This is a genomic window from Bradyrhizobium viridifuturi, assembly GCF_001238275.1.
In the GTDB taxonomy this organism is placed as follows: Bacteria; Pseudomonadota; Alphaproteobacteria; order Rhizobiales; family Xanthobacteraceae; genus Bradyrhizobium; species Bradyrhizobium viridifuturi.
The window spans coordinates 75,960-100,880 of record NZ_LGTB01000010.1 but is presented as its reverse complement, the minus strand read 5'-3'; the positions used below and the strand labels follow the sequence as shown (position 1 = coordinate 100,880).

Annotated in this window: 20 protein-coding genes and 2 pseudogenes; 16 read left to right on the top strand and 6 right to left on the bottom strand. The window is 59.2% G+C overall.

What is annotated here, in order from left to right:
- Position 1: 1 nt before the first annotated feature.
- The 9 genes from ALC15_RS11245 (at position 2) to ALC15_RS11210 (ending at position 9,865) form a co-directional block, all read left to right on the top strand.
- A complete protein-coding gene (locus ALC15_RS11245; RefSeq protein WP_094193819.1) occupies positions 2-238 on the top strand; it encodes a HypC/HybG/HupF family hydrogenase formation chaperone in 237 nt (78 codons plus the stop codon).
- Positions 235-1,377 carry a hydrogenase formation protein HypD gene (hypD, locus tag ALC15_RS11240; protein ID WP_050627279.1) on the top strand — a complete coding sequence of 381 codons (1,143 nt, stop codon included), beginning with the start codon at positions 235-237 and terminating at the stop codon, positions 1,375-1,377. The genes ALC15_RS11245 and hypD overlap by 4 nt, the downstream gene beginning before the upstream one ends.
- Positions 1,374-2,420 carry a hydrogenase expression/formation protein HypE gene (gene hypE, locus ALC15_RS11235; protein WP_050627278.1) on the top strand — a complete coding sequence of 349 codons (1,047 nt, stop codon included), beginning with the start codon at positions 1,374-1,376 and terminating at the stop codon, positions 2,418-2,420. Before hypD ends, hypE begins: the two co-directional genes overlap by 4 nt.
- A 399-nt stretch (positions 2,421-2,819) precedes the next feature.
- On the top strand, positions 2,820-3,932 hold the full coding sequence (gene ald, locus ALC15_RS11230; protein WP_050627277.1) for an alanine dehydrogenase: 1,113 nt from the start codon (positions 2,820-2,822) through the stop codon (positions 3,930-3,932).
- Between the two features lie 637 nt (positions 3,933-4,569).
- A complete protein-coding gene (locus ALC15_RS41830) occupies positions 4,570-4,764 on the top strand; it encodes a 4Fe-4S dicluster domain-containing protein (protein WP_083992237.1) in 195 nt (64 codons plus the stop codon).
- 194 nt (positions 4,765-4,958) lie between these two features.
- The gene (gene sufB / locus ALC15_RS11225) at positions 4,959-6,455 is read left to right on the top strand and encodes a Fe-S cluster assembly protein SufB (protein ID WP_050627276.1); all 1,497 of its coding nucleotides are present in this window, start codon (positions 4,959-4,961) and stop codon (positions 6,453-6,455) included.
- 71 nt (positions 6,456-6,526) lie between these two features.
- Positions 6,527-7,279 (top strand): Fe-S cluster assembly ATPase SufC, encoded by a 753-nt coding sequence (gene sufC / locus ALC15_RS11220; protein ID WP_050627275.1) that lies wholly within the window; start codon positions 6,527-6,529, stop codon positions 7,277-7,279.
- A gap of 19 nt (positions 7,280-7,298) precedes the next feature.
- Positions 7,299-8,621 carry a Fe-S cluster assembly protein SufD gene (gene sufD, locus ALC15_RS11215; protein WP_050627274.1) on the top strand — a complete coding sequence of 441 codons (1,323 nt, stop codon included), beginning with the start codon at positions 7,299-7,301 and terminating at the stop codon, positions 8,619-8,621.
- The gene (locus ALC15_RS11210; protein WP_094193818.1) at positions 8,618-9,865 is read left to right on the top strand and encodes a cysteine desulfurase; all 1,248 of its coding nucleotides are present in this window, start codon (positions 8,618-8,620) and stop codon (positions 9,863-9,865) included. Before sufD ends, ALC15_RS11210 begins: the two co-directional genes overlap by 4 nt.
- 171 nt (positions 9,866-10,036) lie before the next feature.
- Here the strand turns inward: ALC15_RS11210 and ALC15_RS41825 are convergent.
- From ALC15_RS41825 to ALC15_RS11185, 6 genes and pseudogenes are all read right to left on the bottom strand, one after another.
- Positions 10,037-10,222, bottom strand: a pseudogene (locus ALC15_RS41825) (transposase); the annotation flags it as partial.
- Between the two features lie 452 nt (positions 10,223-10,674).
- Positions 10,675-12,558: a TRAP transporter large permease gene (locus ALC15_RS11205; RefSeq protein WP_050627272.1), complete on the bottom strand. Its 1,884-nt coding sequence runs from the start codon at positions 12,556-12,558 to the stop codon at positions 10,675-10,677.
- A gap of 3 nt (positions 12,559-12,561) precedes the next feature.
- Positions 12,562-13,587 carry a TRAP transporter substrate-binding protein gene (locus ALC15_RS11200; protein WP_050627324.1) on the bottom strand — a complete coding sequence of 342 codons (1,026 nt, stop codon included), beginning with the start codon at positions 13,585-13,587 and terminating at the stop codon, positions 12,562-12,564.
- Positions 13,588-13,751: 164 nt separating this feature from the next.
- Entirely contained in the window at positions 13,752-14,762 is a 1,011-nt protein-coding gene (locus ALC15_RS11195; protein ID WP_050627271.1) for a transketolase family protein, read from the bottom strand.
- A pseudogene (locus ALC15_RS11190) lies at positions 14,759-15,603 on the bottom strand (transketolase). Before ALC15_RS11190 ends, ALC15_RS11195 begins: the two are co-directional and overlap by 4 nt.
- 20 nt (positions 15,604-15,623) lie before the next feature.
- Positions 15,624-16,373, bottom strand: coding sequence for an SDR family NAD(P)-dependent oxidoreductase (locus ALC15_RS11185; protein ID WP_050402954.1), 750 nt, complete (start codon positions 16,371-16,373; stop codon positions 15,624-15,626).
- 137 nt (positions 16,374-16,510) lie between these two features.
- Between ALC15_RS11185 and ALC15_RS11180 the strand changes: the two genes are divergently transcribed.
- The 7 genes from ALC15_RS11180 (at position 16,511) to ALC15_RS11150 (ending at position 24,918) form a co-directional block, all read left to right on the top strand.
- On the top strand, positions 16,511-17,392 hold the full coding sequence (locus ALC15_RS11180) for a LysR substrate-binding domain-containing protein (RefSeq protein WP_050627323.1): 882 nt from the start codon (positions 16,511-16,513) through the stop codon (positions 17,390-17,392).
- 378 nt (positions 17,393-17,770) lie between these two features.
- Positions 17,771-19,273 carry a nitrogenase molybdenum-iron protein alpha chain gene (gene nifD, locus ALC15_RS11175; protein WP_050627270.1) on the top strand — a complete coding sequence of 501 codons (1,503 nt, stop codon included), beginning with the start codon at positions 17,771-17,773 and terminating at the stop codon, positions 19,271-19,273.
- 66 nt (positions 19,274-19,339) lie between these two features.
- Positions 19,340-20,896 carry a nitrogenase molybdenum-iron protein subunit beta gene (nifK, locus tag ALC15_RS11170; protein ID WP_050402957.1) on the top strand — a complete coding sequence of 519 codons (1,557 nt, stop codon included), beginning with the start codon at positions 19,340-19,342 and terminating at the stop codon, positions 20,894-20,896.
- Positions 20,897-20,992: 96 nt separating this feature from the next.
- Positions 20,993-22,639, top strand: coding sequence for a nitrogenase iron-molybdenum cofactor biosynthesis protein NifE (gene nifE, locus ALC15_RS11165; RefSeq protein ID WP_050402958.1), 1,647 nt, complete (start codon positions 20,993-20,995; stop codon positions 22,637-22,639).
- Positions 22,640-22,648: 9 nt separating this feature from the next.
- Entirely contained in the window at positions 22,649-24,055 is a 1,407-nt protein-coding gene (gene nifN, locus ALC15_RS11160; protein WP_050402959.1) for a nitrogenase iron-molybdenum cofactor biosynthesis protein NifN, read from the top strand.
- Positions 24,052-24,447, top strand: a complete 396-nt coding sequence (gene nifX / locus ALC15_RS11155) for a nitrogen fixation protein NifX (protein ID WP_050402961.1) — start codon at positions 24,052-24,054, stop codon at positions 24,445-24,447. The genes nifN and nifX overlap by 4 nt, the downstream gene beginning before the upstream one ends.
- A 6-nt stretch (positions 24,448-24,453) precedes the next feature.
- Positions 24,454-24,918, top strand: a complete 465-nt coding sequence (locus ALC15_RS11150; RefSeq protein WP_050402962.1) for a NifX-associated nitrogen fixation protein — start codon at positions 24,454-24,456, stop codon at positions 24,916-24,918.
- Positions 24,919-24,921 lie beyond the last annotated feature (3 nt).

Genomic DNA, 24,921 nt, shown 5'->3' with positions numbered 1-24,921 from the left:
TATGTGCCTTTCGGTTCCAGCAAAGATCGTAAAAATTCTTCCTGACCACATGGCCGCCGTGTGCATCGATGGTGTTAGCCTGGAGATATCGATTGCTCTTATCGATGAGCTCGACGTCGGTGATCACGTCCTCGTCCATGTTGGGTATGCGCTGGCCAAGATCGATCCGATAGAAGCCAAGCGGACGCTGGAGCTGCTGCAGGAGTTAGGCAGCACAGGGCAGGAACTCCGGCCATGAGATATACCGACGAATTTCGCGACAAGACCCTTGCGCAGGGGCTCGCCGCTGCGATTAGCGCCGAAGCCGATCGGCAAAAAGCCTATCGGTTCATGGAATTCTGCGGTGGACACACTCATGCCATATCACGCTATGGCCTTGAGGATCTGCTGCCCGCGAATGTGCGCATGATCCACGGGCCCGGTTGTCCGGTCTGTGTTCTACCTGCGAGCCGGATCGACATGGCGATTCGTCTCGTCGAGCGGCCGGAGGTCACCCTTTGCGTCTACGGCGATCTGATACGGGCGCCTGGCTCGCAAGGACAGTCCCTGTTGCGAGCCAAAGCGCTCGGCGCAGACATCCGGATGGTGTACTCGACGCTCGACGTTATCCGGATCGCCGAACAGGCGCCGAGCCGCGAGGTCGTGTTCTTTGCCATCGGATTTGAGACCACGACACCGCCGACGGCCGTGATGATCCGGATAGCCGAGAAGAAGCGGCTGAAGAGCCTTAGCGTGTTCTGCAATCACGTGCTTACACCCTCTGCGATGCAGAGCATTCTCGAGAACCCGAAGATCCGCAACATCGGCGGGGCTGCAATCGACGGTTTCGTCGGGCCTGCACATGTCAGCACGATCATCGGGACGAAGCCTTACGAGCTCCTGGCGGAACAATTCGGCAAGCCGATCGTGATCGCGGGATTTGAACCGCTCGACGTGATGCAGGCGATCCTGATGCTGGTGCGACAGGTGAACGAAGACCGCTACGACGTGGAGAACCAATACAGCCGTGCAGTGAGGCGTGAAGGCAATCGGCGCGCCAAAGACGAGGTCTCGCAGGCATTCGAACCGCGTGAGCAGTTCGAATGGCGCGGGCTCGGTTTCGTACCAAATAGTGGACTGAAGCTGAGGCGGGCCTACGCGCGGTTCGACGCGGAGGCGCGTTTCGCGATGCACGAACTGCAGGTCGCCGACAATCCGGCGTGCGAGTGCTGCGCCATCCTGCGCGGCGCCAAGCGGCCAGTCGATTGCAAGCTGTTTGGAACCCTCGGCACGCCGGAAACTCCCATAGGATCCTGCATGGTCTCATCGGAAGGCGCCTGTGCGGCGTATTGGACATATGGCCGGGTTCGCGATGATCAGGTGAGGCGAACGTCATGAGCGTACAGGGCTATCAACGCAAGCTCGATCTCGAGAACGGACGCGTTGATCTTTCCCATGGGGCCGGGGGACGAGCCATGGCACAGCTGATCTCCAGCCTTTTTCACCGAGCCTTCGGCAATGAATGGCTTGCCCGCTGCAATGATCAATCGGCCTTCGACGTTGCAACGGGTAAAATGGTGATGACGACCGACGGTTACGTGGTTTCGCCGCTGTTCTTTCCTGGCGGCAATATCGGCTCACTCGCTGTGCACGGGACGATCAACGACGTCGTGATGTCCGGCGCGCGCCCTCTCTATCTGTCGGCGAGCTTCATCATTGAGGAGGGGTTCCAGCTGTCTGATCTGAAGACGATTGCGGATTCGATGGGCGAGGCAGCACGCGGCGCGGGCGTCTACATCATTGCGGGGGACACTAAGGTCGTCGAGCGCGGCAAGGCTGATGGTCTGTTTATCTCCACGACCGGAATCGGGGCTCTGGCCCATGGGTTCGATCTCTCCGCCGACAAAGCTATGGTCGGGGACCGTGTGTTGGTGTCCGGCAGCCTTGGCGACCATGGCGTGGCGATCATGTCAAAACGCCACAACGTCGCGTTTCAAACCGAGATCGTGTCGGATTCCGCAGCGCTACATGACCTTGTCGCCGTTATGATTGCGGCGGGCGGCGCCGGCATCCGGGTGATGCGCGACCCCACGCGCGGCGGTCTTGCCGCAACCCTCAACGAAATTGCGCATCAATCGGGCCTTGGCTTCCGTCTACAGGAAGCAGCCATTCCGGTGAAGGCAGCGGTCGCGGCAACCTGCGAACTCTTTGGGCTTGATCCGATCCATGTCGCCAATGAGGGCAAGCTCGTTGCGATCGTCGCGCCCCATTTGGCCGATGCAGTGCTTGCAGCTATGAAGGCGCATCCGCTCGGACGCGATGCTGCTGATATTGGCGAGACGGTAGCTGACGATCACAAATTTGTGCAGATGGCGACCAGTTTCGGCGGCGGACGGATCGTCGATTGGTTGTCAGGCGAACAGTTGCCTCGGATTTGTTGAACAATCCACGCCCATTTGCGACGAGCGTGAAGGCGTTAAACGTGCGCATCCAGAAATCAGACTGATGATCAATGGTCATTTGGCCATCAGCGGTGGCAAGCAATCCAGCCGCTGGGCAAATCCTGCCTCACTGGCAGACTACGTTGCTCCTTCTTCAACAAGGTCGGCAAGACTGGAATCGTTGTTGACTGTTCCGCGAGCCGAGATCCGATTAAGCGCGTCATCGCGATCGCGGAGTACGACGGTTAAGCTTAGCGAGCACGGTCGCTCAATCCATTCGGCATCGAAAACCTGCACGGCTGGTCAAAGATCGCTGAATTCCTGCGCAATTTGGGCTGCTGCGTCGCAATATCGCTGCGCCTTTCAATTAGAAAGGCGCACTAGGCAAGGAGTTTGCAAATGAAGGTCGGAGTTCCCAAGGAAATCAAGGCACACGAATATCGCGTGGGCCTGACCCCTGGAGCCGTCCGCGAATACGCGGCAGCAGGACACCGCGTAATGATCGAGACCAATGCCGGCGCTGGCATTGGCGCGACCGATGACGATTATCGCAGCGCCGGCGCAGCGATTCTGGATTCTGCAGCTGAGGTATTCGCTTCGAGCGAAATGATTGTGAAGGTCAAGGAGCCTCAGCCGTCCGAATGGAGCCAGCTGCGGGAGGGCCAGATCCTGTTCACATATCTGCATTTGGCGCCGGACCCGGCGCAGGCCAAGGGGCTTCTAAAATCGGGATGCACGGCAATCGCCTATGAGACAGTGACTGATGGGCATGGTGGCCTTCCGCTGCTGGCTCCGATGAGCGAGGTCGCAGGCAGGCTCGCGGTCGAAGCGGCGGGTAGCGCGCTAAAGCGCAGTGCAGGCGGACGAGGGCTGTTGATCGGCGGCGTGCCCGGTGTTCAGCCGGCCCGAATCGTGGTGATCGGTGGTGGCGTCGTTGGTACGCACGCGGCACGGATGGCGGCCGGTCTCGGTGCAGAGGTGAGCATCATCGACCGCTCGATACTTCGGTTGCGCGAGTTGGATGAGCTATTCGAAGGGCGCGTTCGAACCAGGTTTTCGACCATCGGAGCTGTGGAGGAAGAGGTATTTGCGGCCGATGTTGTGATTGGTGCCGTGCTCGTTCCAGGTGCGAGTGCGCCCAAGCTGATCCGGCGGAGCATGCTGAGCTTGATGCGTAAGAGGGCCGTGCTCGTGGATGTCGCTATCGATCAGGGCGGCTGTTTTGAGACTTCGCACCCAACCACTCACGCCGATCCAACCTATGAAGTGGATGGCATCATTCATTATTGCGTGGCCAATATGCCCGGCGCCGTGCCGCTGACCTCGAGCCAGGCACTAAATAACGCCACGCTGCCGTTTGGCTTGGCTCTGGCCAATAAGGGTTTTTCCGCCGTGTTGGAAAATCCGCATTTGCGTGCAGGCCTCAACGTCCATCGAGGCCGGCTGACTTACAAGGCGGTGGCCGACAGTCTCGGGCTCCCGTTCTCACCGATCGAGCAGGCTGCAGCCTGATCCCAGAGGCCCCTACGGGTGTTTCCTCCCTGACTTGGGCCACCCTCCGGGGTGGCTTTTTTTCGGCATATCAATCTGCTGGGGTCCGCGGAGATTTATTTGCGACGCCGAGCGCGGCCGTAATCTGCGAGATTTTGAACATTTGCGTGCGCCGGCTCGGCCAGGGGACCCTCGATCACCGGAGCGGCTCCATTTAGCGCCATCGCGACGATTTTTCTGGTTGCGATATGGAGACGTTGCTTGAGCCGATGACGACGTCGCCCGATTGACATCGTGGTGCCTTCGCTGCCGCTGTCCGGGTGAGCAGAACCATCACCAGAGGCGATCTGCGATCCCCGAGACGGTGGCACGGTTACAATCGATACCACTTCAAAAGCGCTCCGCCGCCACGTCAAGTCGAGCCGAGCTGCTTCTCATTGGCGAACCCCTTCACATGATCGCTGGCTATCGCGAAATCTCGACGATGCGCAAGCTACGAGATCAAGCAGCTGCGATGCCGATTGTCGGGTTTACGACACGTGGTCGAGGCGGCCCTTGCGCTATCGAAAGTAGCCAAGATAAATCAAGCACATGACTCCTTGGCATGAGACTTGAAAGCAAGGCGTAGTCTCGCACCTTTGCTTATGGAATCGTAGTGATGGCCTACAAAATAATCGCGTCACAATGCACGGTCTGTGGTGCGTGTGAGTACGAATGCCCTAACGCCGCGATCAGCCTGAAGAACGACATATATGTGATCAATCCGGCCCAGTGCACTCAATGTGAAGGGCATTTTGATGCGCCGCAATGCGCCGTCGTTTGTCCAGTGCCTGATACCTGTGTGCCAGCATAGATCGAGGAGCCTACGGGTGGCACTCCGGCGCAAAACATGATCGAAACCCTATCAAGGGCGGCTCCCTTTTGGGTTCGTCTCCTGGTTCTTTCCCAAACTGGCCTCGAGTCGGCCGTGACTTGCGCGGTCCGCCCGGAGGAGAGGCGACGCGATCATTGCCGCCGGGAATCGTCCATGCGTGAACGGAGTGGGCAATGGTAGCTGTACAAGAGACGGTCGAGCGCGTCCGGCGCATCGACGTCGACCAGTATCGATATGGGTTTGAGACGCAGATCGAGTCCGACAAGGCCCCGAAGGGGCTGTCGGAAGACACCGTCCGCTTCATCTCAGCAAAGAAGAATGAACCGGCCTGGATGCTGGAATGGCGCCTGGAGGCGTATCGCCGCTGGCTGACCATGACCGAGCCGACCTGGGCGCGCGTCGACTATCCGAAGATCGACTACCAGGACATCTACTACTACGCGGCGCCGAAGCCGAAGAAGACGCTGTCCTCGATTGACGAGATCGATCCGGAAATCCTCAAGACCTACGAGAAGCTCGGCATTCCCCTGCGCGAGGTCGCGATCCTCGAGGGCGTCGAGCCCCCGCCGGGTGGCCCGCAGACGCCGAACCGCAAGATCGCGGTCGACGCCGTGTTTGATTCGGTCTCGGTTGCGACCACCTTCCAGAAGGAGCTGAAGGCTGCCGGCGTGATCTTCATGCCGATCTCCGAGGCGATCCGCGAGCATCCCGAGCTGGTGCAGAAATATCTCGGAACCGTGGTGCCGACCTCGGACAATTACTTCGCGACGTTGAACTCGGCTGTCTTCTCGGACGGCTCGTTCGTCTACGTGCCGCCGGGCGTGCGCTGCCCGATGGAGCTGTCGACCTATTTCCGCATCAACGAGCGCAACACCGGCCAGTTCGAGCGCACGCTGATCATCGCCGACAAGGGCTCCTACATTTCCTATCTCGAGGGCTGCACCGCGCCGCAGCGCGACGAGAATCAGCTGCACGCCGCCGTGGTCGAACTCGTCACGCTCGACGACGCCGAGATCAAGTATTCGACGGTCCAGAACTGGTACCCCGGCAATTCCGAGGGCAAGGGCGGCATCTACAATTTCGTCACCAAGCGTGGCGACTGCCGCGGCAAGAACTCCAAGATCTCCTGGACCCAGGTCGAGACCGGTTCGGCGATCACCTGGAAGTATCCGAGCTGCATCTTGCGCGGCGACAATTCGAGCGGCGAGTTCTACTCGATCGTGATCTCGAACGGTTTCCAGCAGGTCGATAGCGGCACCAAGATGATTCATCTCGGCAAGAACACGTCGAGCCGGATCATCTCCAAGGGCATCGCTGCCGGCAAGTCGCAGAACACCTATCGCGGCCTCGTCAGCGCACATCGCAAGGCGACCGGCGCGCGCAACTACACCGCCTGCGACTCGCTCCTGATCGGCGACAAGTGCGGCGCGCACACCGTGCCCTATGTCGAGGCCAAGAATTCCTCGGCGACGTTCGAGCACGAAGCGACGACGTCGAAGATTTCCGAGGACGTGCTGTTCTACTGCTTGCAAAGAGGCTTGAGCGAGCAACAGGCCATCGGCCTTGTCGTCAACGGTTTCGCGAAAGATGTCCTGCAAAAGCTTCCGATGGAGTTCGCAGTGGAGGCGCAGAAGCTGATCTCGATCTCTCTCGAGGGATCTGTCGGATAACCAAACGTCCCGCGAGCCCCCGAACGCGGCTTGCCGTTGCGGACGACGCATTTTGAGGGATCAGATCAAAAATGACGCTGCTCGAAATCCAAGATCTGAATGTTGGTGTCGACAGTCGTGAAATAATCCGCGGCCTCGATCTTATGGTCAATGCGGGCGAAGTGCACGCGATCATGGGGCCGAACGGCTCCGGCAAGTCGACGCTGTCGCACGTCATCGCCGGCAAGCCGGGCTATGAAGTCACGGGCGGCCACATCCTGTTCAGGGGCGAGGACCTCCTGGAGATGGAGCCGAACGAGCGCGCCGCCAAGGGCGTGTTCCTGGCGTTCCAGTACCCGGTCGAGATTCCCGGCGTCACCACCATGAACTTCCTGCGCACGGCGCTGAACGCCCAGCGCAAGGCGCGCGGCCGAGGGGAATTATCCACGCCCGAATTTCTGAAAAAGGTCCGTGAGGTGGCCGGGTCACTGAACATTACCCGGGATATGCTCAAGCGCGGCGTCAATGTCGGCTTCTCGGGCGGCGAGAAGAAGCGCAACGAGGTACTGCAGATGGCGTTGTTCGAGCCGAGTCTATGCATACTGGACGAGATCGATTCCGGGCTGGATATCGACGCTCTGCGTATTGTCGCGAGCGGTATCAACGGCCTGCGTTCGCCGGAAAGGGCGATGATCGTGATCACCCACTACCAGCGGCTCCTTCATTACATCGTGCCCGATTATGTGCATGTGATGTCGAAAGGCCGCGTCGTGAAGAGTGGCAGCAAGGAACTCGCACTGGAACTCGAGGCCTGTGGCTACGCCCAGTTCGAAACCGCGGCCTGACGGCTCAAGGGATTTCCCCATGACGCAAGTATTGGCTAAGGCCGATGCCGGGTGCGCAACGAGCAATTTTCTCGCATCCGCGCTCGAACGGTTGCCTGGCGCGGGCCTCGTTCCCCATATCCGTGCGAGGGCATTCGAAGCCTATGCGCGCGCCGGCCTGCCGCATCGGCGCATGGAGGCCTGGAGATACACGGATCTGCGTGCCTTGATCGGCGAGGTGTTGCCACTCGCTCCGCGACCGGATGCAGCGGCGTTGGCGCGCGCAAAGGCGTCGGCCAGGCGAGTGGCTGTCGATCAGGCGGTCAAATTGGTCTTGGTGGACGGCATATTCGCGCCTGAGCTATCGGATCTCGGCGAGCTGAAAAACGAGCTCCATGTGCAGTCACTGCGAGAGGTGTTGGAGAACTCGGCCACTGGCGCAATGGCTGGGTTGGTGCTTTCGACGACGGACGATGCGGTGATCGCGCTCAATGCGGCAATGGCCTCAGATGGTCTGGTAATTTCGATTGCCGAAGGCAACACGATTAGACGCCCTATTCAAATCGTTCAGGTCGCAACGGGATCGTCGGTGTCCGCTTTTACACGCTCATATCTGCAGCTCGATAAAGGGGCGCATGCGACCGTGGTGCAAAGTTTCATCTCGGCCGAAGGCGCGAGCGGCTATCAGGCCAACGATGTCTTAATCGCCCTGGCTGGGGACGAGGCAAGCCTTTCGCATCTCCGCATAGCGGCTGACGCCGCTGATGCGGTGAACATCTCGTCGGGGATCATCGCGGTCGGCACCAGAGCTAAGCTCGATCTCTTCAGCATGACGTGCAGCGGCTCCATCAATCGCTATCAGGGATTCGTGACGCTGGGTGGTGAGGGATCCAAGCTCTCTGCGAACGGGGTTAATCTCGTCAAAGATAAACTGCACGCCGACACAACAATCGTGGTCGACCACGCCGTGCCGCATTGCACCAGTCGGCAGAAGTTCCGCGCGGTCGTTGATGATTGCGGCCGCTCGGTGTTTCAGGGCCGAATCGTTGTTCGTCCCGTCGCCCAAAAGACCGTCGCCAGCCTGTCGACCCGAGCGTTGCTCTTATCCGATCAGGCCGCGGCGGACAATAAGCCGGAACTTGAAATCTCGGCCGACGACGTGACCTGCAGCCACGGAGCGACCTCAGGAGCGCTGGATAATAATCTCGTATTCTATCTGCGCGCGCGGGGGCTATCCGAAATGGATGCGCAGATGTTGCTCATTAAAGCGTTCATTGGAGAGTCGATTGAAGAGATCTTCGCCGATAACCTGCGCGATTTTGTGACCGCGCAAGCTGAACACTGGCTGCAGGAGCGGCTGTGAGCGAACATCCCGCGGTCAGCGATGGTCGTTACGAGGTCGACCGTCTACGTAGTGACTTTCCGGCGCTGGCCATGACCGTTTACGGCAAGCCGCTTGTCTACCTCGATAACGCTGCGTCCGCGCAAAAGCCAAATGCGGTACTTGACCGCATGATGCAGGTGTACTCCAGCGAATATGCCAACGTTCATCGCGGCTTGCACTATCTGGCCAATGCGGCGACCGAGGCGTATGAAGGTGCCCGTGCCAAGGTGGCGCGGTTTGTGAACGCGCATTTGAATGAAGAGATCATCTTCACCCGCAGCGCCACCGAGGCAATCAATCTGGTCGCGCAGACGTTTGGTCGTGAGCGCATCAGCCCGGGTGATGAGATCGTTCTGTCAATCTTGGAACACCACTCCAATATTGTGCCGTGGCATTTTCTTCGGGAACGGCTCGGTGCAGTGATCAAATGGGCACCAGTGGATGATGACGGTAACTTCTTGCTCGATGACTTTGAACGACTGCTGACCTCGCGCACCAAGATGGTTGCGATCACACAGATGTCAAATGTGCTCGGCACGGTCTTGCCGGTGAAAGACCTGGTGAGGGTCGCACATGCTCGTGGTATCCCGGTGCTGGTCGACGGTTCACAGGGATGCGTCCATCTGAGCGTCGACGTCTGCGACATTGATTGCGATTTCTACGTCATGACCGGCCACAAACTCTATGGTCCGACCGGGATCGGCGTGCTTTACGGAAAATCCGAGCATCTGGCATCGATGACGCCCTACAATGGCGGCGGTGAGATGATTCGCGAGGTCTCGCGTTCCGGCGTCATTTATGGGGATCCGCCGCACCGGTTCGAAGCGGGTACGCCGCCGATCGTTGAGGCGATCGGGTTGGGCGCAGCCGTGGATTACATCAATTCGATAGGCAAGGTGCAGATCCGCAAGCACGAGAGCGCACTGCTCGCTTACACGCAGGAGAAGCTCGGGGACATCAACTTCGTGCGCATGATCGGGACGCCGGCCGAGAAGGGGCCGATCATCTCGTTTGATGTGAAAGGTGCGCATGCGCACGATATTGCCACCGTCGTCGATCGCGCCGGCGTAGCGGTGCGGGCGGGGACGCACTGCGCGATGCCGCTGCTCAAGCGCTTCGGCACACTGGCAACATGCCGTGCGTCCCTTGGACTTTACAACGCCCGTGAAGAAATTGATGTGCTCGCGCGCGCACTTATCAAGGCACGCCAGCTATTGGCGTGATTGGCGGGCGTGCTGCGTCAAGGTGAGAGGGAGGCTGCATTGAGCTACGAAGTAGAATAACGTCGTGCCTGATCATCGTCATCGCAAAAGGTCAACGCCTGAGGTCTCGGAAAGCAAAGTTCGCATTGGCAAGCCTGGTCGGCCAGGGCACCTTGCAGCCGTTTTTCCTTCGTTCGCCTTCGTCGAGCGCGGGGTCCGTAGTTCTAACGGCAGGTCGTGCCATGGCGCACCTGAACGCAGGACCCAAAAGATGCCATTAAGCACGCGACGGACATTTACGCGCTGAACGCCACGCGGCTTGTTCGGCAGCATCGGTTTGATGGCGATCCATTCGTAATCGCTGAGTTCGTAGCGCATGATTCGAGGCTCCGGTTTCGGAGCTTGAATCATGTCTCGGGTCGCGCCATCAACCGGCAACGCCCCGCGGCCTTACCGGTAACGCTTTGCATACGCTTCCGCTTTCGGCGACATGCGGACTTGGCCGGGCTTGCTAGTGGCTCGACCCGGCCGTCCATGATCTAAGTGGACGTGACGTAGGAGCGGCCTTCCAGAGGCTAGTCGCGCTGTCGTGAAAGTAATCGGAGCTTCGAGCGAAGGGCGACCTGCATTCACGTCAGGCCTTTTCGAAAACTCGCATGGTGATCTGGTCGATGCGCGATCCACAGTCGGGTATGCCCCTGAACGCCGTGTGTCGCTTCGCGCCCGGATCGTTGCCTCCACGAGGGGCAAAGAACTGTGCGAACAACCTGTCTAGCTCGCCAGAAGCTCACCTTGCGGACGATCCCCGCAGCTGAGACGTTTCGCGGATTTTAAAGGAAACCTATGGAAATCCACGGCACTGCAGCCACTATGACCGTGCCGAGGAGCAGGGCCAGCATGTACGCCAGGATCGGACCCATGCCTTCGTCGGGATGAATCCGGCTGATGGCGCACGCCGCATAGTAGCCGACGCCGAATGGCGGCGCGAAAAGTCCAATCCCCATCGCCAGAACGACGACCATGGCATAGTGGACCTCATGCACTCCCACCTGACGGGCAATGGGGAAAAGCAGCGGACCGAAGAGCACGATGGCAGGGATGCCTTCGAGCACGCTTCCCAGGACGACGAACGCAAGGATGGTGACGATCAGAAATATCGGCGCACCACCCGGCAGGGAAGTCATGAACTTTGCAAGAGATGCCGAGAAGCCCGATTGGGTCAAAGCCCAGGCCATCCCCGTCGCCGCGCCGATGATGAAGAGGATCGCGCCGGAAAGAGCCGCGGTCTCAACCAAAATCGAATAGAGGCGACGCCAGTCGAACCGGCGATAGATAAAAAGCCCGGCCAATACGGAATAGACGATGCCGATCGTCGAGACCTCGGTGGCTGTTGCTACCCCCTCGACCACTGCGGCGCGGATCACAAATGGAAGGGCAATGGCGGGAATCGCGATCAGAAAGGAACGGCCGATTTCACGCTTGGTCGCCCGCTGAACGTGCGACAAATCCTCTCGACGGTACCGCCACCACACCACCGCGCACAGTCCGACCGCGAGCACGATCGCCGGCAACAACCCGCCCGTGAACAGGGCCGCGATCGACACACCCGTCACCGATCCGATCGTGATCAACACCAATGATGGGGGGATCGTCTCGGTCTGAGCACCGGTCGCCGCCAGGAGCGCGACGAGGTCACCACGCTTCGCGCCGCGTCTGGTCATTTCGGGGAAGAGCACAGGCGCTATTGCTGCCATATCGGCCGCCTTGGATCCCGAAATACCCGAGACCAGATACATCGCACCGACCAGCACATATTGGAGGCCGCCCCGAACGTGGCCGAGCAGGCTGGCGAGGAAACCGACCATAGCGCGGGCCATGCCGGTCATTTCGATCAACAAGCCGAGGAACACGAACATCGGCACCGCGAGCAGGATGAGATGGCTCATGCCTTCGTCCATGCGACCGATAACGACCACGTCGGGTGTGCTGGTCGTCAGTGTTATGTAGCCGATGGTCGCCAGGCCGAACGCGAAGGCGATCGGCACCGCTGCGAAAACCATGGCGCCAACGATAAACACGAAGAAGATCAGCAGGTTCAGATTACCGAGGGGTTTAAGGATTGGTGCGAGCAGCGCGAGAACCCCGATCAGCGTTCCTACCGCAACGATTGCAGCAGCAAGGTGCTTCACATTGGCTGTGGCTGCCAGCCTCAGGGTGGCTACGACCAGCATCAAGCCGACGCCGACCGGCAGGGCGGCCGCGCGCCAAGTGTTGACTATTCCCAGAGCCGGAGTTGTGACGAAGACTTCGTCGGCCGCAAACTCGTAGGCGGGGCGAACTACCAGAAGCAGGAACGCAAACTCGGCAGCTGTCGCAAAGACGTCAAGGAACAACCTGGCTTCCGGTCGGATCATGCCAATGATGGCCGTCATCCGCATATGCTCGGCCCGCTGGAAGGCGACGACCGATCCCAGCATCGCCAGCCATAGAAACAGGATACCGGCGAGCTCATCCGACCAGACAATCGGGGTGTGGAGCACGTAGCGAGAGACGATGCCGACGAAAAGGACGATCACCTCCGCAACGACCAGCACTGCGGCAGGAATGGCGACGACGGGCTTCAGTGCCTTGTTCAGGTTCACCACAGCCTTGCGCCATCCGGAGGCAGGCTCAGGAAGAGCGAGTGTCGCCCCGTCCATGTGCGCATGTTCCATGACTCACCCCAACTTGCCCGCGGCTTTCTCAAGTTGAACCCAGGTCTCCTCGCCGAATTTGGATTTCCAGTCGGCATAGAAGCTCGTCTTTGCCAGCGCCTGCCGGAAGGCGGATCGGTCGACGTCGAGGAATTGCATCCCCTTGGCTGACAAATCTGTGCGGAGGGATTCACTGAGCTTTGCAATGTCGGCTCGTTCATCGTTGGCCGAGCGATCGAGTTCGCGCGTCACGATCTCTTGCGCGTCCTGCGGAAGTTTCTGGAACGCGCGCTTGTTGCCGAGGATCCAGTAATTGTCCCAGACGTGACCCGTCAGGCTGCAGGTCTTCTGCACCTCATACAGGCGCGCCGTTGCTATGACCGGAAGGGGATTTTCCTGACCGTCCACGACTTTGGTCTGGAGCGCGGAATAGACCTCGTTGAAGTTGATCGGCGCTGGTCCTGCCCCGAGCGCAAGAAAGAGCGACGTCAGATTGGGTGCGGCAGGTACCCTGAGCTTGAAGCCCTTGAGGTCGTCCGGTGTCTTGATCTCACGGCCCGACGACGTGATGTGGCGGAAGCCATTGTCCCAAGGTTTGGACACCGCCATGACGGGCGTCTTGGCGATCTGCGCGCGGATGTAGGCGCCGAGTTCGCCGTCCATGGCCTTCCAGACGGCATCGTAGTTGGGGAAGAGGAAGCCGAGATTCACGATGCCAGCGGCGGGTACAAGGGTGGCGAGAATCAGAGAGGAGAGGTTGAAAAGCTCGACGCTACCGTTGCGAACCTGCGTCAGCAGATCCGTATCCGAGCCAAGCTGGTTGGCCGGAAAGAGATTGATTTCCAGGCGTCCGCTAGTCGCTTCCTTAATGCGATCGGCGGCCTCCTTGGCCCGAGCGTTCACCGGATGCGCGGGGTCCTGCCCGGTCGCAAGCTTGTAAGTGAACTCCGCGGCGGCGGCCGGGCGGCTGAGGATGGCGCACAACGGGACGGCCGCGCCAGCCAGGAGCAACTTGCGACGGGTGATGGCAGTCGACTTACGTTGGGTCATTGCTTCCTCCTTGTTGAGTATCGGTATGTTGTCGGCAGCAGTACGCTTCTGCAGCTCCGGCCGGTTCTCGGGCACCGGCCGTCAGGCAGCGGCCATCGTTCTTCGCGGCGACGCCGCGTAAGCGATTCTTCCCTCAGTCGAACTTGACGTATCGAGGTGCGCGCTTAGCGCAGCCACCTCTTGATCTGCCTTGCAACTTCGGCAGTCGAAATGCCGTAGCGATCGTGCAGCGTGGGAAGCGCCCCAGCGGCAAGGAACTCATCGGGCAACGCGATTTGGCGGAAGACTGGATGGACATCGGAGCACATCAACAACGCTGCAACTGCCTCTCCGAGCCCGCCGATGATGGTATGGTTCTCGGCGACCACGACGAGACGGCCAGGTTTCCGTGCTTCGCGCAGTATCGCTTCGTGGTCGAGCGGCTTGATTGTCGGTACATGCAGCACGGCCACGTCCACGCTATCACCGGCGAGTTCCTTTGCGGCTTCCAGCGCCCGCATGGTCATGATTCCAGAGGAGATGATCAGGACGTCCCGACCGTTTCGAATCAAGGATGCCTTGCCGAGCCTGAATTGATAGTTGTACTCGTCCAGGACGAGGGGCACCTGACCACGCAAGAGCCGCATATATACGGGTCCGTGATGCGCCGCGATGGCCGGAACGATCTGCTCGATCTCATGAGCGTCGCAGGGATCGATCACGGTCATGTTCGGCATTGCGCGGAACAGCGCGAGGTCTTCCGCCGCCTGGTGGCTTGGGCCGTAGCCGGAGGTGAGACCTGGCAAGGCGCAGACGATCTTTACGTTGCGGTCTTCCTCTGCAATCGTCTGGTGGATGAAATCGTAGGCGCGCCGCGAGGCGAACACCGCATAAGTCGTAGCGAAGGGCATGAATCCTTCAGCCGCCATGCCCGAAGCCGCACCGTAGAGGAGCTGCTCCGCCATACCCATTTGATAGTAGCGGTCTGGAAACTCCTTCGCGAAAATGTGCAGGTCCGTGTACTTGCCCAGATCGGCGGTGAGGCCGACCACCTCGGGGCGGCTCCGGGCCAATTCGACGAGCGCGTGACCGAACGGCGCCGGTTTCGTCTTTTGTCCCTCGGCGGCGATCGACGCGATCATCGCGGAGGTGGTGAGCCGCGGTTTCCCGGGCGAAGCTGAGGTAACCGACTTCATGACCTGTCTCCCGCATCAAGTTCTGCCAGCGCCAACTTCCATTCGTGCGCTTCGACCCGAATGAAGTGGTTCTTTTCGCGCTGTTCGAGGAACGGAACTCCCTTGCCCATGACAGTGTCGGCGACGATGATCCTCGGTTGCGGTTCGGGGTGCGAAATCGTTGCGTCGAATGCTACCACGACGGCGTCCAGGTCATTGCCGTCGACTCGACGTACGAACCAGCCGAAGGCTCGAGCTTGTCGACCAACGGCTCGAACCCCATCATCTGTTTCGAAGGGCCGTCGGCCTGCTGGTTGTTGACGTCAATGATCGCGATCAAATTGTCGAGCTTGTGGTGTGCAGCCGACATCATCGCTTCCCACTTCGATCCCTCGTCGAGTTCTCCGTCCGAGAACAGCGTGAAGACACGGCTCTTGGAGCCCTTGCGCTTCAACCCGAGGCCCATGCCGACCGCGATGCTCAGTCCGAGCCCCAGGGACCCGCCGGACATTTCCATGCCGGGCGTGTAGGACGCCATGCCCGACATCGGCAGGCGGCTTTCGTCGAAGCCATACGTATCGAGTTCGACTTCGGGGATAATGCCGGCCTCGATCAGTGCGGCATAAAGGGCGATCGCGTAGTGACCGTTGGAAAGGAGGAAACGATCGCGATCTTCCCAGGTAGGCTCTTCGGGCCGGTAGCGCATCGCGTGAAAATATGCGACCGCCAACACGTCGGAAATATCGAGCGCCTGCGCGATATAGCCCTGGCCTTGAACTTCGCCCATGCGCAGGGCGTTGCGGCGAATATTGCGCGCACGCTGCGAAAGGCTAGGCGCGTTGACAAGTGAACTCGTGGACATCCGTCTCTCCATTGCTGCTCTTAGTGAATGAGCATCCCGCCGTTGACGTCGATCACGGTGCCGGTGACGTATGCCGAGAGGTCCGATGCGAGAAATGTGTAGATGCCGGCAACGTCCTTGGCCTCCCCGAGCCGTCCGAGCGGAATGCCTTCCAAGATCTTCGCTTTCATCTCGTCGTTGAGCTTGCCGGAAGTGATGTCGGTGCCTATCAATCCCGGCGTGACGCAGTTGACGCGGATACCATCGGCGCCAAATTCCCGAGCCATCGCCTTGGCAAGCCCAAGGACCCCCGCCTTCGCCGCCGAGTAGTGCGGACCACCAAAAATGCCGCCGCCGCGCTGGGCCGATACCGACGACATGCATGCAATCGATCCCGACTTGCGCATCCGCATATGCGGGATCACTGCCTGGGACAGGAACAGAATGCCCTTGAGGTTGACGTCCTGGATACGGTCCCAGTCGGCCGGCGTGATGTCGAGGAATTTGACCGGCTGTGTGATGCCGGCATTGTTGATCAGGATGTCGATTTGGCCGAAACGGTCGACGACAGCTTCGACTGCCTTCTGGCACGAAGCCTGGTCGGCGACGTTGCAAGCAATTCCGATATGAGCGTCGCCGAGGCCTTGCGCGGCGGCTTGTGCGGCGGTCCCGTCGATGTCGAGGATGGCAACCCGCGCGCCCTCTTCGGCAAATCGTCTGGCAGTTGCGAGGCCAATCCCGCGGGGCGAGGCCGCCCCTGTGATAATCGCCGTTTTGCCGCGAAGCAGCATTCGAATCCTCCTGTCCCTGTCGTTTTGGACGCCGCGCAGGCAGCCGGTCCTCTTGCCCCATTGCTAGAGCCGAGGGGCCGGCCGGGACAAACGCGCAGTTGTCTTGGATGTGTGAATCTGGTTCACTTATGGGTATGCTGCTGTCGAGCATCCCGATCTCCGCCATCCGGGCCTTCGAAGCGGCTGCGCGCAGTGGCTCCTTCAGCGACGCAGCCGACGAATTGCATTTGACGCCGAGCGCCGTCAGCCACGCGATCCGCAAGCTGGAAAGCACCATGAGCACCGTTCTGTTCGAGCGGAGTGCTCGTTCCGTCCGTTTAACGCCCGCTGGCGAGAACCTGATGCGTCACGCCGGTGCGGCCTTCGACAATTTGCGGCGCGGGATCGAAGAAGTCGCAGGTCGCGGGCCGCAGCTCCTGAGGGTGCATTGTGCCCCAAGTTTCGCAGCGCAATGGCTGGCCCCGCGCCTGACCAAATTTCTCGCGGCCGAACCGAAACTGGAGGTTCGGCTCGCCGCCAACACGGAGTACGCCCGCTTCACGAACGACGATTTCGATCTGGACATCGTCTACGGTTCACCTCGCGGTGAGAGCCTCGAAGTGATCCCGCTTGGCGAAGAAACCGTCACCCCTCTGTGTGCTCCTCAGATCGCGAAGAGAATCCGCCAGCCAAAGGATTTGTTGAGCCAAGTTCTTATTCGCTCCGATGTGAAGCAGGTTCAATGGTATCAATGGTTCGTCGCGAACGGGCTCGAACCTCCAGCGATCCATGGAATGCGATTCGACCGCAGCTTCCTCGCAATAGCTATGGCTTGCGGCGGGGTTGGCGTGACGTTGGAATCAACTCGGTTGGCTGAAAGTGAGATAGCATCGGGGCGCCTGATAGCGCCCCTGGCTGGCCGCTCCACCGACATCCGCTACGTTGGTCATCATCTGGTGTTCCCGCGCGCTGGCCGTCAGCGCCGCGCATTGCAGACTTTCGTGGAATGGATCAGGTCTGAGATTGCGCCAAGTTTATAAATTAGCGTGAACTGGAGCTGACGTCCTTCGCGTTATTTCGTCGCGCTGCGGAATTTGGTCGCTATCGGGCCATAGCGGATTCTGGCAAGCCGTCCGCCCGGCAGATTTATAGGTTCACGTCTAGAACGAAAACACGCGCGAATAGCTGAGCGGAGCCATTTCGCACATAGTTCCCCTTGTTCCGTTTCGAACAGGTCAAACCAAGAAGCCTCCGAGCAAAGCGCGATGTCGCGTTCGCAACAACGGCGTTGCCCCCGCGCGAGACGCGCTAACTGCCGTTAATCGTTATGGGTTTTGTGTTCGCGAAGCGCTGGCATGCTGGTTGCAAAAGTTCTGGTCAGAAGCCGCTCTTGCAACAGCCAACCTTGAGGACATCAGATGAGTCTCGCCACGACCCAGAGTATCGCAGATATCAGGGCTCGCAACAAACAGCTGATCGAGGAGGTGCTGAAGGTCTATCCGGAGAAAACCGCGAAAAGACGTGCCAAGCACCTCAACGTTCACCAGGCCGGCAAGTCCGACTGCGGGGTGAAGTCCAACATCAAATCCATACCCGGCGTGATGACGATCCGGGGCTGCGCCTATGCGGGATCCAAGGGCGTGGTTTGGGGACCTATCAAGGACATGGTCCATATCAGCCATGGTCCTGTTGGCTGCGGGCAGTATTCGTGGGGATCGCGCCGCAACTATTACGTTGGTACGACGGGGATCGATAGCTTCGTGACCCTGCAATTCACCTCCGACTTCCAGGAAAAGGATATCGTATTCGGTGGCGACAAGAAGCTGGTCAAAGTTCTTGACGAAATCCAGGAGCTGTTTCCCCTCAACAACGGCATCACCATCCAATCGGAATGCCCGATCGGACTGATCGGCGACGATATCGAGGCTGTCTCAAGAACTAAATCCAAGGAGTATGGAGGCAAGACCATCGTGCCGGTCCGCTGCGAGGGTTTTCGTGGCGTGTCGCAGTCACTAGGTCACCACATTGCCAACGACGCGGTGCGTGACTGGATCTTCGACAAGCTCGAGCCCAACGGCGCGCCAAAGTTCGAGCCGACGCCTTACGATGTTGCAATCATCGGCGACTACAATATCGGCGGCGATGCCTGGTCATCGCGAATTCTGCTGGAGGAAATGGGCCTGCGGGTGATCGCGCAGTGGTCCGGGGACGGTTCACTCGCTGAACTCGAGGCAACTCCGAAAGCCAAGCTCAACCTTCTGCATTGCTACCGTTCAATGAACTACATCTCCCGCCACATGGAAGAGAAATTCGGCATCCCCTGGTGCGAATACAACTTCTTCGGACCTTCAAAGATTGCAGAATCGTTGCGGAAGATTGCGGCCTATTTCGACGACAAGATCAAGGAAGGGGCTGAGCGGGTGATTGAAAAGTACCAGCCGCTGGTCAACGCGGTGGTTGCGAAGTATCGCCCGCGCCTGGAGGGCCGAACGGTCATGCTGTATGTCGGCGGGCTTCGTCCGCGTCATGTGATTGGCGCCTACGAAGACCTCGGGATGGAAGTCGTGGGCACCGGATACGAGTTTGGCCACAACGACGATTATCAGCGCACAGCTCAGAACTACGTAAAGGACAGCACGCTGATCTATGACGACGTCAATGGCTACGAGTTCGAGCGCTTCGTCGAAAAGCTCCAGCCTGACCTCATCGGCTCGGGCATCAAGGAAAAATACGTGTTCCAGAAGATGGGTGTGCCGTTCAGGCAGATGCATTCCTGGGACTATTCGGGTCCATATCACGGCTATGACGGCTTTGCGATCTTTGCGCGCGACATGGACATGGCTGTCAACTCGCCTGTCTGGAAAAAGACGAAGGCGCCTTGGAAGGAAACGCCGAGGGCCAAGCTCTTGGCTGCAGAATAGGGCAACAAGTCTCGCTCTCAGCGGAGAGCGGGGCAGTCAATTTCGATAACAAAAAGGATCTCAATAATGGCGCAAAGTGCCGAGCACGTGCTCGATCATCTCGAACTGTTCCGCGGTCCAGAATACCAGCAGATGCTGGACAAGAAGAAGATGTTCGAGGATCCCCGCGAGCCCGCCGAAGTCGAGCGTATCAAGGAATGGACGAAAACGCCGGAGTACCGCGAGAAAAATTTTGCGCGGGAGGCGCTAACGATAAACCCGGCCAAGGCCTGCCAGCCGCTTGGCGCCGTATTCGCCTCCGTCGGCTTTGAAGGCACGCTGCCTTTCGTTCACGGCTCGCAAGGCTGCGTGGCCTATTATCGCAGCCATCTGTCGCGACACTTCAAGGAGCCGTGTTCCTGCGTCTCTTCGTCGATGACCGAGGACGCTGCTGTATTCGGTGGCCTGAACAACATGATCGACGGGCTCGCAAACAGCTACAACATGTACAAACCCAAGATGATTGCGGTCTCCACGACCTGCATGGCTGAGGTGATCGGCGATGACCTGAATGCCTTCATCAAAACGTCCAAAGAGAAGGGCTCGGTTCCGGCGGAGTTCGACGTGCCATTCGCCCACACGCCGGCCTTCGTCGGCAGCCACGTCACCGGCTACGACAACGCGCTCAAGGGGATCTTGGAGCATTTTTGGGACGGCAAGGCCGGAACGGTGCCGAAGCTGGAGCGCAGGCCGAACCAGGCCATCAACATCATCGGCGGTTTCGATGGCTATGCCGTCGGAAACCTTCGCGAGATCAGGCGCATCCTGGAACTGATGGGAATCCAGCACACCATACTCGCCGACAACTCCGAAGTCTTCGACACCCCGACAGATGGCGAGTTCCGGATGTATGACGGCGGCACCACGCTGGAAGACGCAGCCAACGCCGTTCACGCCAAGGCGACAATCTCCATGCAGGAGTGGTGTACGGAGAAAACGTTGCAATTCGTGGCCGGGCATGGGCAGGATGTCGTGTCCTTCAACTACCCGATTGGCATATCCGCAACGGATGACTTGCTGGTGGCGTTATCGCGGATCGGCGGCAAGGACATTCCGGAGCAACTCGCACGAGAGCGTGGCCGCTTGGTCGATGCCATCGCCGATTCCAGTGCGCATATCCATGGCAAGAAGTTCGCGGTCTATGGTGATCCGGATCTCTGCTACGGGGTAGCTTCCTTTCTGCTCGAACTGGGCGCCGAGCCAACCCATGTGCTTTCCACCAACGGCAACAAGGCATGGCAGACAAAAATGGCGGCGCTGCTTGCAGGCTCGCCGTTTGGGCAGAGCTGCCAAGTCTACCCTGGCCGGGACCTCTGGCACTTGCGCTCGCTCCTATTTACCGAGCCGGTCGATTTTCTGATTGGCAACACATACGGCAAGTACCTCGAGCGTGACACTGGAACGCCACTGATCCGAATTGGCTTTCCAGTCTTTGATCGGCATCACCATCACCGCTCGCCCGTTTGGGGTTATCAGGGTGGCCTGAATGTGCTGGTCAAGATCCTCGACAAGATCTTCGACGAAATCGACAAGAAGACCAACCTTCTTGGCAAAACCGACTACAGCTTCGACATCATTCGCTGATGACGAACGGTGCGCGTGCCATCGCCAAACCCGGCGGTGGCACGGCACCAATGCACGGCGGTTAATCTCTCAATTGGTTTGCTGAGGGGAAAACGGATGAGTTCGCTAGCGGCCACGGTCCAGAATATCTTCGACGAGCCGGGCTGCGCCAAGAATGGCAGTAAGTCGAAGGCTGCTCGCAGGAAGGGCTGCACCAGGCAACTGCAGCCGGGCAGTGCTGCGGGCGGCTGCGCTTTCGACGGTGCCAAGATCGCGCTGCAGCCGTTTACCGATGTCGCTCACTTGGTGCACGGTCCGATTGCGTGCGAAGGCAACTCCTGGGACAATCGCGGCTCGGCGTCGTCTGGCTCAAATCTGTGGCGAACCGCATTCACAACCGACCTGAACGAAACCGATATCGTATTCGGAGGCGAGCAGCGGCTGTGCAAGGCAATCACAGAAATCATCAGTAAGCGGGACCCTCCCGCGATCTTCGTCTATCAGACTTGCATCCCGGCGATGATCGGCGACGATATCGATGCGGTTTGCAAGGCTGCATCTCAAAGGTTCGGCAAACCAGTTATACCGATCAATTCCCCAGGGTTCGTTGGCTCCAAAAACCTGGGTAACAAGCTCGCCGGCGAGGCCCTGCTCGAACATGTCATCGGAACGCAGGAGCCGGACTACACAACGCCGTACGACATCAACCTGATCGGAGAATACAACCTTTCAGGAGAGTTCTGGCAAGTGAAGCCATTGCTGGACGAACTCGGAGTCCGGATTCTCTCATGCATCTCTGGCGACGGAAAGTATCGCGAGGTCGCTTCTTCTCATCGTGCGCGGGCGGCGATGTTGGTCTGCTCAAAATCTATGATCAACGTCGCACGCAAAATGAAGGAACGCTACGGGATCCCGTTCTTCGAGGGGGCGTTCTACGGTATTCAGGATTCGAGTGATTCGCTTCGCCAGATCGCCCGCTTATTAGTCGAGCGCGGCGCCCCCCAAGAGTTGCTCGGGCGCACTGATGCGGTGATCGCGCGCGAGGAAACGCGCGCCTGGGCTGCCATCGAACCGTACAAGCCACGTTTCAAAGGCAAGAAGGCCTTGTTGATTACCGGCGGCGTCAAGTCATGGTCGGTCGTGGCGGCACTGCAGGAAGCCGGTCTCGAATTGGTCGGAACCAGCGTGAAGAAATCGACCGGGGAGGACAAGGAACGCATCAAGGAGCTGATGGGGCAGGATGCCCACATGATCGAGGAGATGACGCCGCGCGAAATGTACAGAATGTTGAAAGAAGCGGAAGCAGACATCATGCTGTCGGGCGGCAAATCGCAGTTTGTCGCACTGAAGGCGGCGATGCCCTGGATCGATATCAACCAAGAGCGGTGCCATGCCTATCTGGGCTATCTTGGAATGGTCAAACTGGTGGAGGAGATCGACAAGTCGCTCTCCAATCCGATGTGGGAGCAGCTGCGTCGACCTGCGCCATGGCAGGTCTTGGCGAAGGAGATGGTGCAGATGCGATCACCGCTGGCCGAGATCGCTTGCGATCCTGCGCTCGGCGAAACGGCGCGCCGAGCCAAGGAGATCTGCCTTTGCAACAAGGTAGATCTCGGAACAATCGAGGATGCGATTACCGCCCATGGCTTGATCAGCGTGGAAGCTGTCAGAGAGCACACCAATGCGGTCGGCGGCTGCTGCAACAGACGCATCGAGGAAATCTTGGCGGCCTCACCATCTGCCCTGCCACAGGCCGCAGAATAAGGACCTGTTATGGCCCTCGTCAAAGCGTCTACTAAATCTTGTGCGGTCAATCCGCTGAAGATGAGCCAGCCGATCGGCGGAGCCTTCGCCTTTATGGGGTTGCGTGGGGCTATGCCGCTTCTGCACGGCTCGCAAGGCTGTACATCCTTCGGGCTCACGCTTTTCGTGCGCCATTTCAAGGAAGCAGTACCGCTGCAAACCACCGCTATGAGCGAGGTCGCAACCGTGCTCGGTGGCTACGAGAATCTCGAGCAGGCGATACTCAATATCCACAGCCGAGCCAAGCCAAAGATCGTGGGGATCTGCTCAACCGGGGTTACAGAGACCAATGGCGACGATGTCGATGCCTACCTCAAGCTGATCCGGGACAAGCATCCGCAACTTGCAAAATTGCCGATGGTCTATGTCTCGACACCAGATTTCAAGGGAGCGTTCCAGGATGGCTGGGAGAAGGCTGTGGCGCGTATTGTGGAGGCGTTGGTCGAGGGGCCGGGCGTGAGTGGACTGCGCGACCCGTCCAGGGTGAATGTTCTTCCAGGATGCCACCTCACCCCCGGTGATCTAGACGAACTCCGGGCCATCTTGGAGGATTTCGGTTTGCGGCCGTCCTTTTTGCCTGATCTGGCAGGCTCGCTTGATGGGCATATCCCCGATGAGTTTACGCCGACAACCATAGGCGGCATCGGCGTCGACGAAATTGCGAGCATGGGACGCGCTCAATGGACGATCGCAATTGGCGCACAGATGCGACGCGCGGCGGAGGTCCTGCAGGCCAAGGCCGACGTGCCATTTCGCCTGTTCGAACGGCTTTGTGGTCTCGATCCCAACGACGAATTTATCACCTTTTTGAGCGAGATCAGCGGCCGGCCCGTACCGGTGAAATATCGGCGGCAGCGTGGCCAGCTCACCGATGCAATGCTGGACGCGCACTTCCATATTGGTGGTCGCAGAGTTGCGATCGCCGCCGAGCCCGACCTCCTGTTCGACCTGTCCAGTACGCTGCATGACATGGGCGCGCAGGTGACCGCAGCAGTGACAACCACGCAGTCGGTGGTTATTGAGCGAGTCAAGGCCGAGGAAGTCTTCATCGGTGATCTCGAGGATCTCGAGGAGCTCGCCAGAACCAAACAATGCGACCTGCTGGTCACGCATTCGCATGGCAGGCAAGCGGCGGCTCGTTTGAAAATTCCGTTCTATCGCGCGGGTTTTCCGATGTTCGATCGGCTTGGTGCAGGACACCAGCTATCCGTCGGCTATCGTGGTACGCGCGATATGATTTTCGATATCGCCAATCTCGTAATTGCTGACCGAGAGGAGAACCACCAGCCTACGCCGGATAGCTGGCGGGCTCCGGCCGCACTGCCACGACGAGCCGGCCACGGCTCGAGTGGCGCAGCTGGGAGGTTGACGGCATGAAGGTCGCATTCGCTACGCAAGATCTTAGACGGGTCGATGCACATTTTGGTTGGGCGAAGAATATCGCAATCTATGATGTCGCGCCGGGTGGGCACGTCTTTATTAAAGCAATTGAGTTTGAGGGCGATCTCAAGGAAGATGGCAACGACGATAAGTTGGCGCCAAAGATCGATGCAATTAAGGATTGTGTAATTCTCTATGTCGCCGCAATCGGCGGTGCTGGTGCCGCGAGGGTGGTGGCCAACAAGATCCATCCTATCAAGGTGAGCAAGCCGGAAAGCATCCTGATGCTGCTTGAAAAGCTTCAGGAAGTACTGAAGGGAACGCCACCTCCTTGGCTGCGCAAGGCCATGGCCAAGGACCAGCGCCGCGCGTTTGAGTTCGACGAATGAGGTGAGATGACCGAAGAAATAGTGCGGCAGGGTAGCAGCATCGACGCGCCGTTCCTCATCGAGCTAATCCGGATGTGGCGCGCTCAGGATGCCAACGGCGCCTGGACGAACAAGAGCGATCTCGACCTACTCGAACCTTATGTCTTGAACAAGGAGAAGCGGCGCGCCCTGCCGATTGTCGGCGATCCCGATCCCGACACGCTGTGGCGGCTTGAGTTGTTCTTCGACGCGGTCGCGCTCTCGATCGAGAGGGCCACCGGCGTGATGGTCCAGCCCATTATGAAGCTGCATCATGAAGGCTTCGGCCGCGTGGTGTTGGTCGCAGGGCGCCTGATCGCCGTGAACAAGCAGCTACGCGATGTGCATCGTTTTGGCTTCGTTAATCTCGTAAAGCTTGCACAGGAAGGCGACAAATATGTCAACGACGGAATCGACATGGTTCGCAGATTTCCGGACGTGGCGAACTATTGAGGG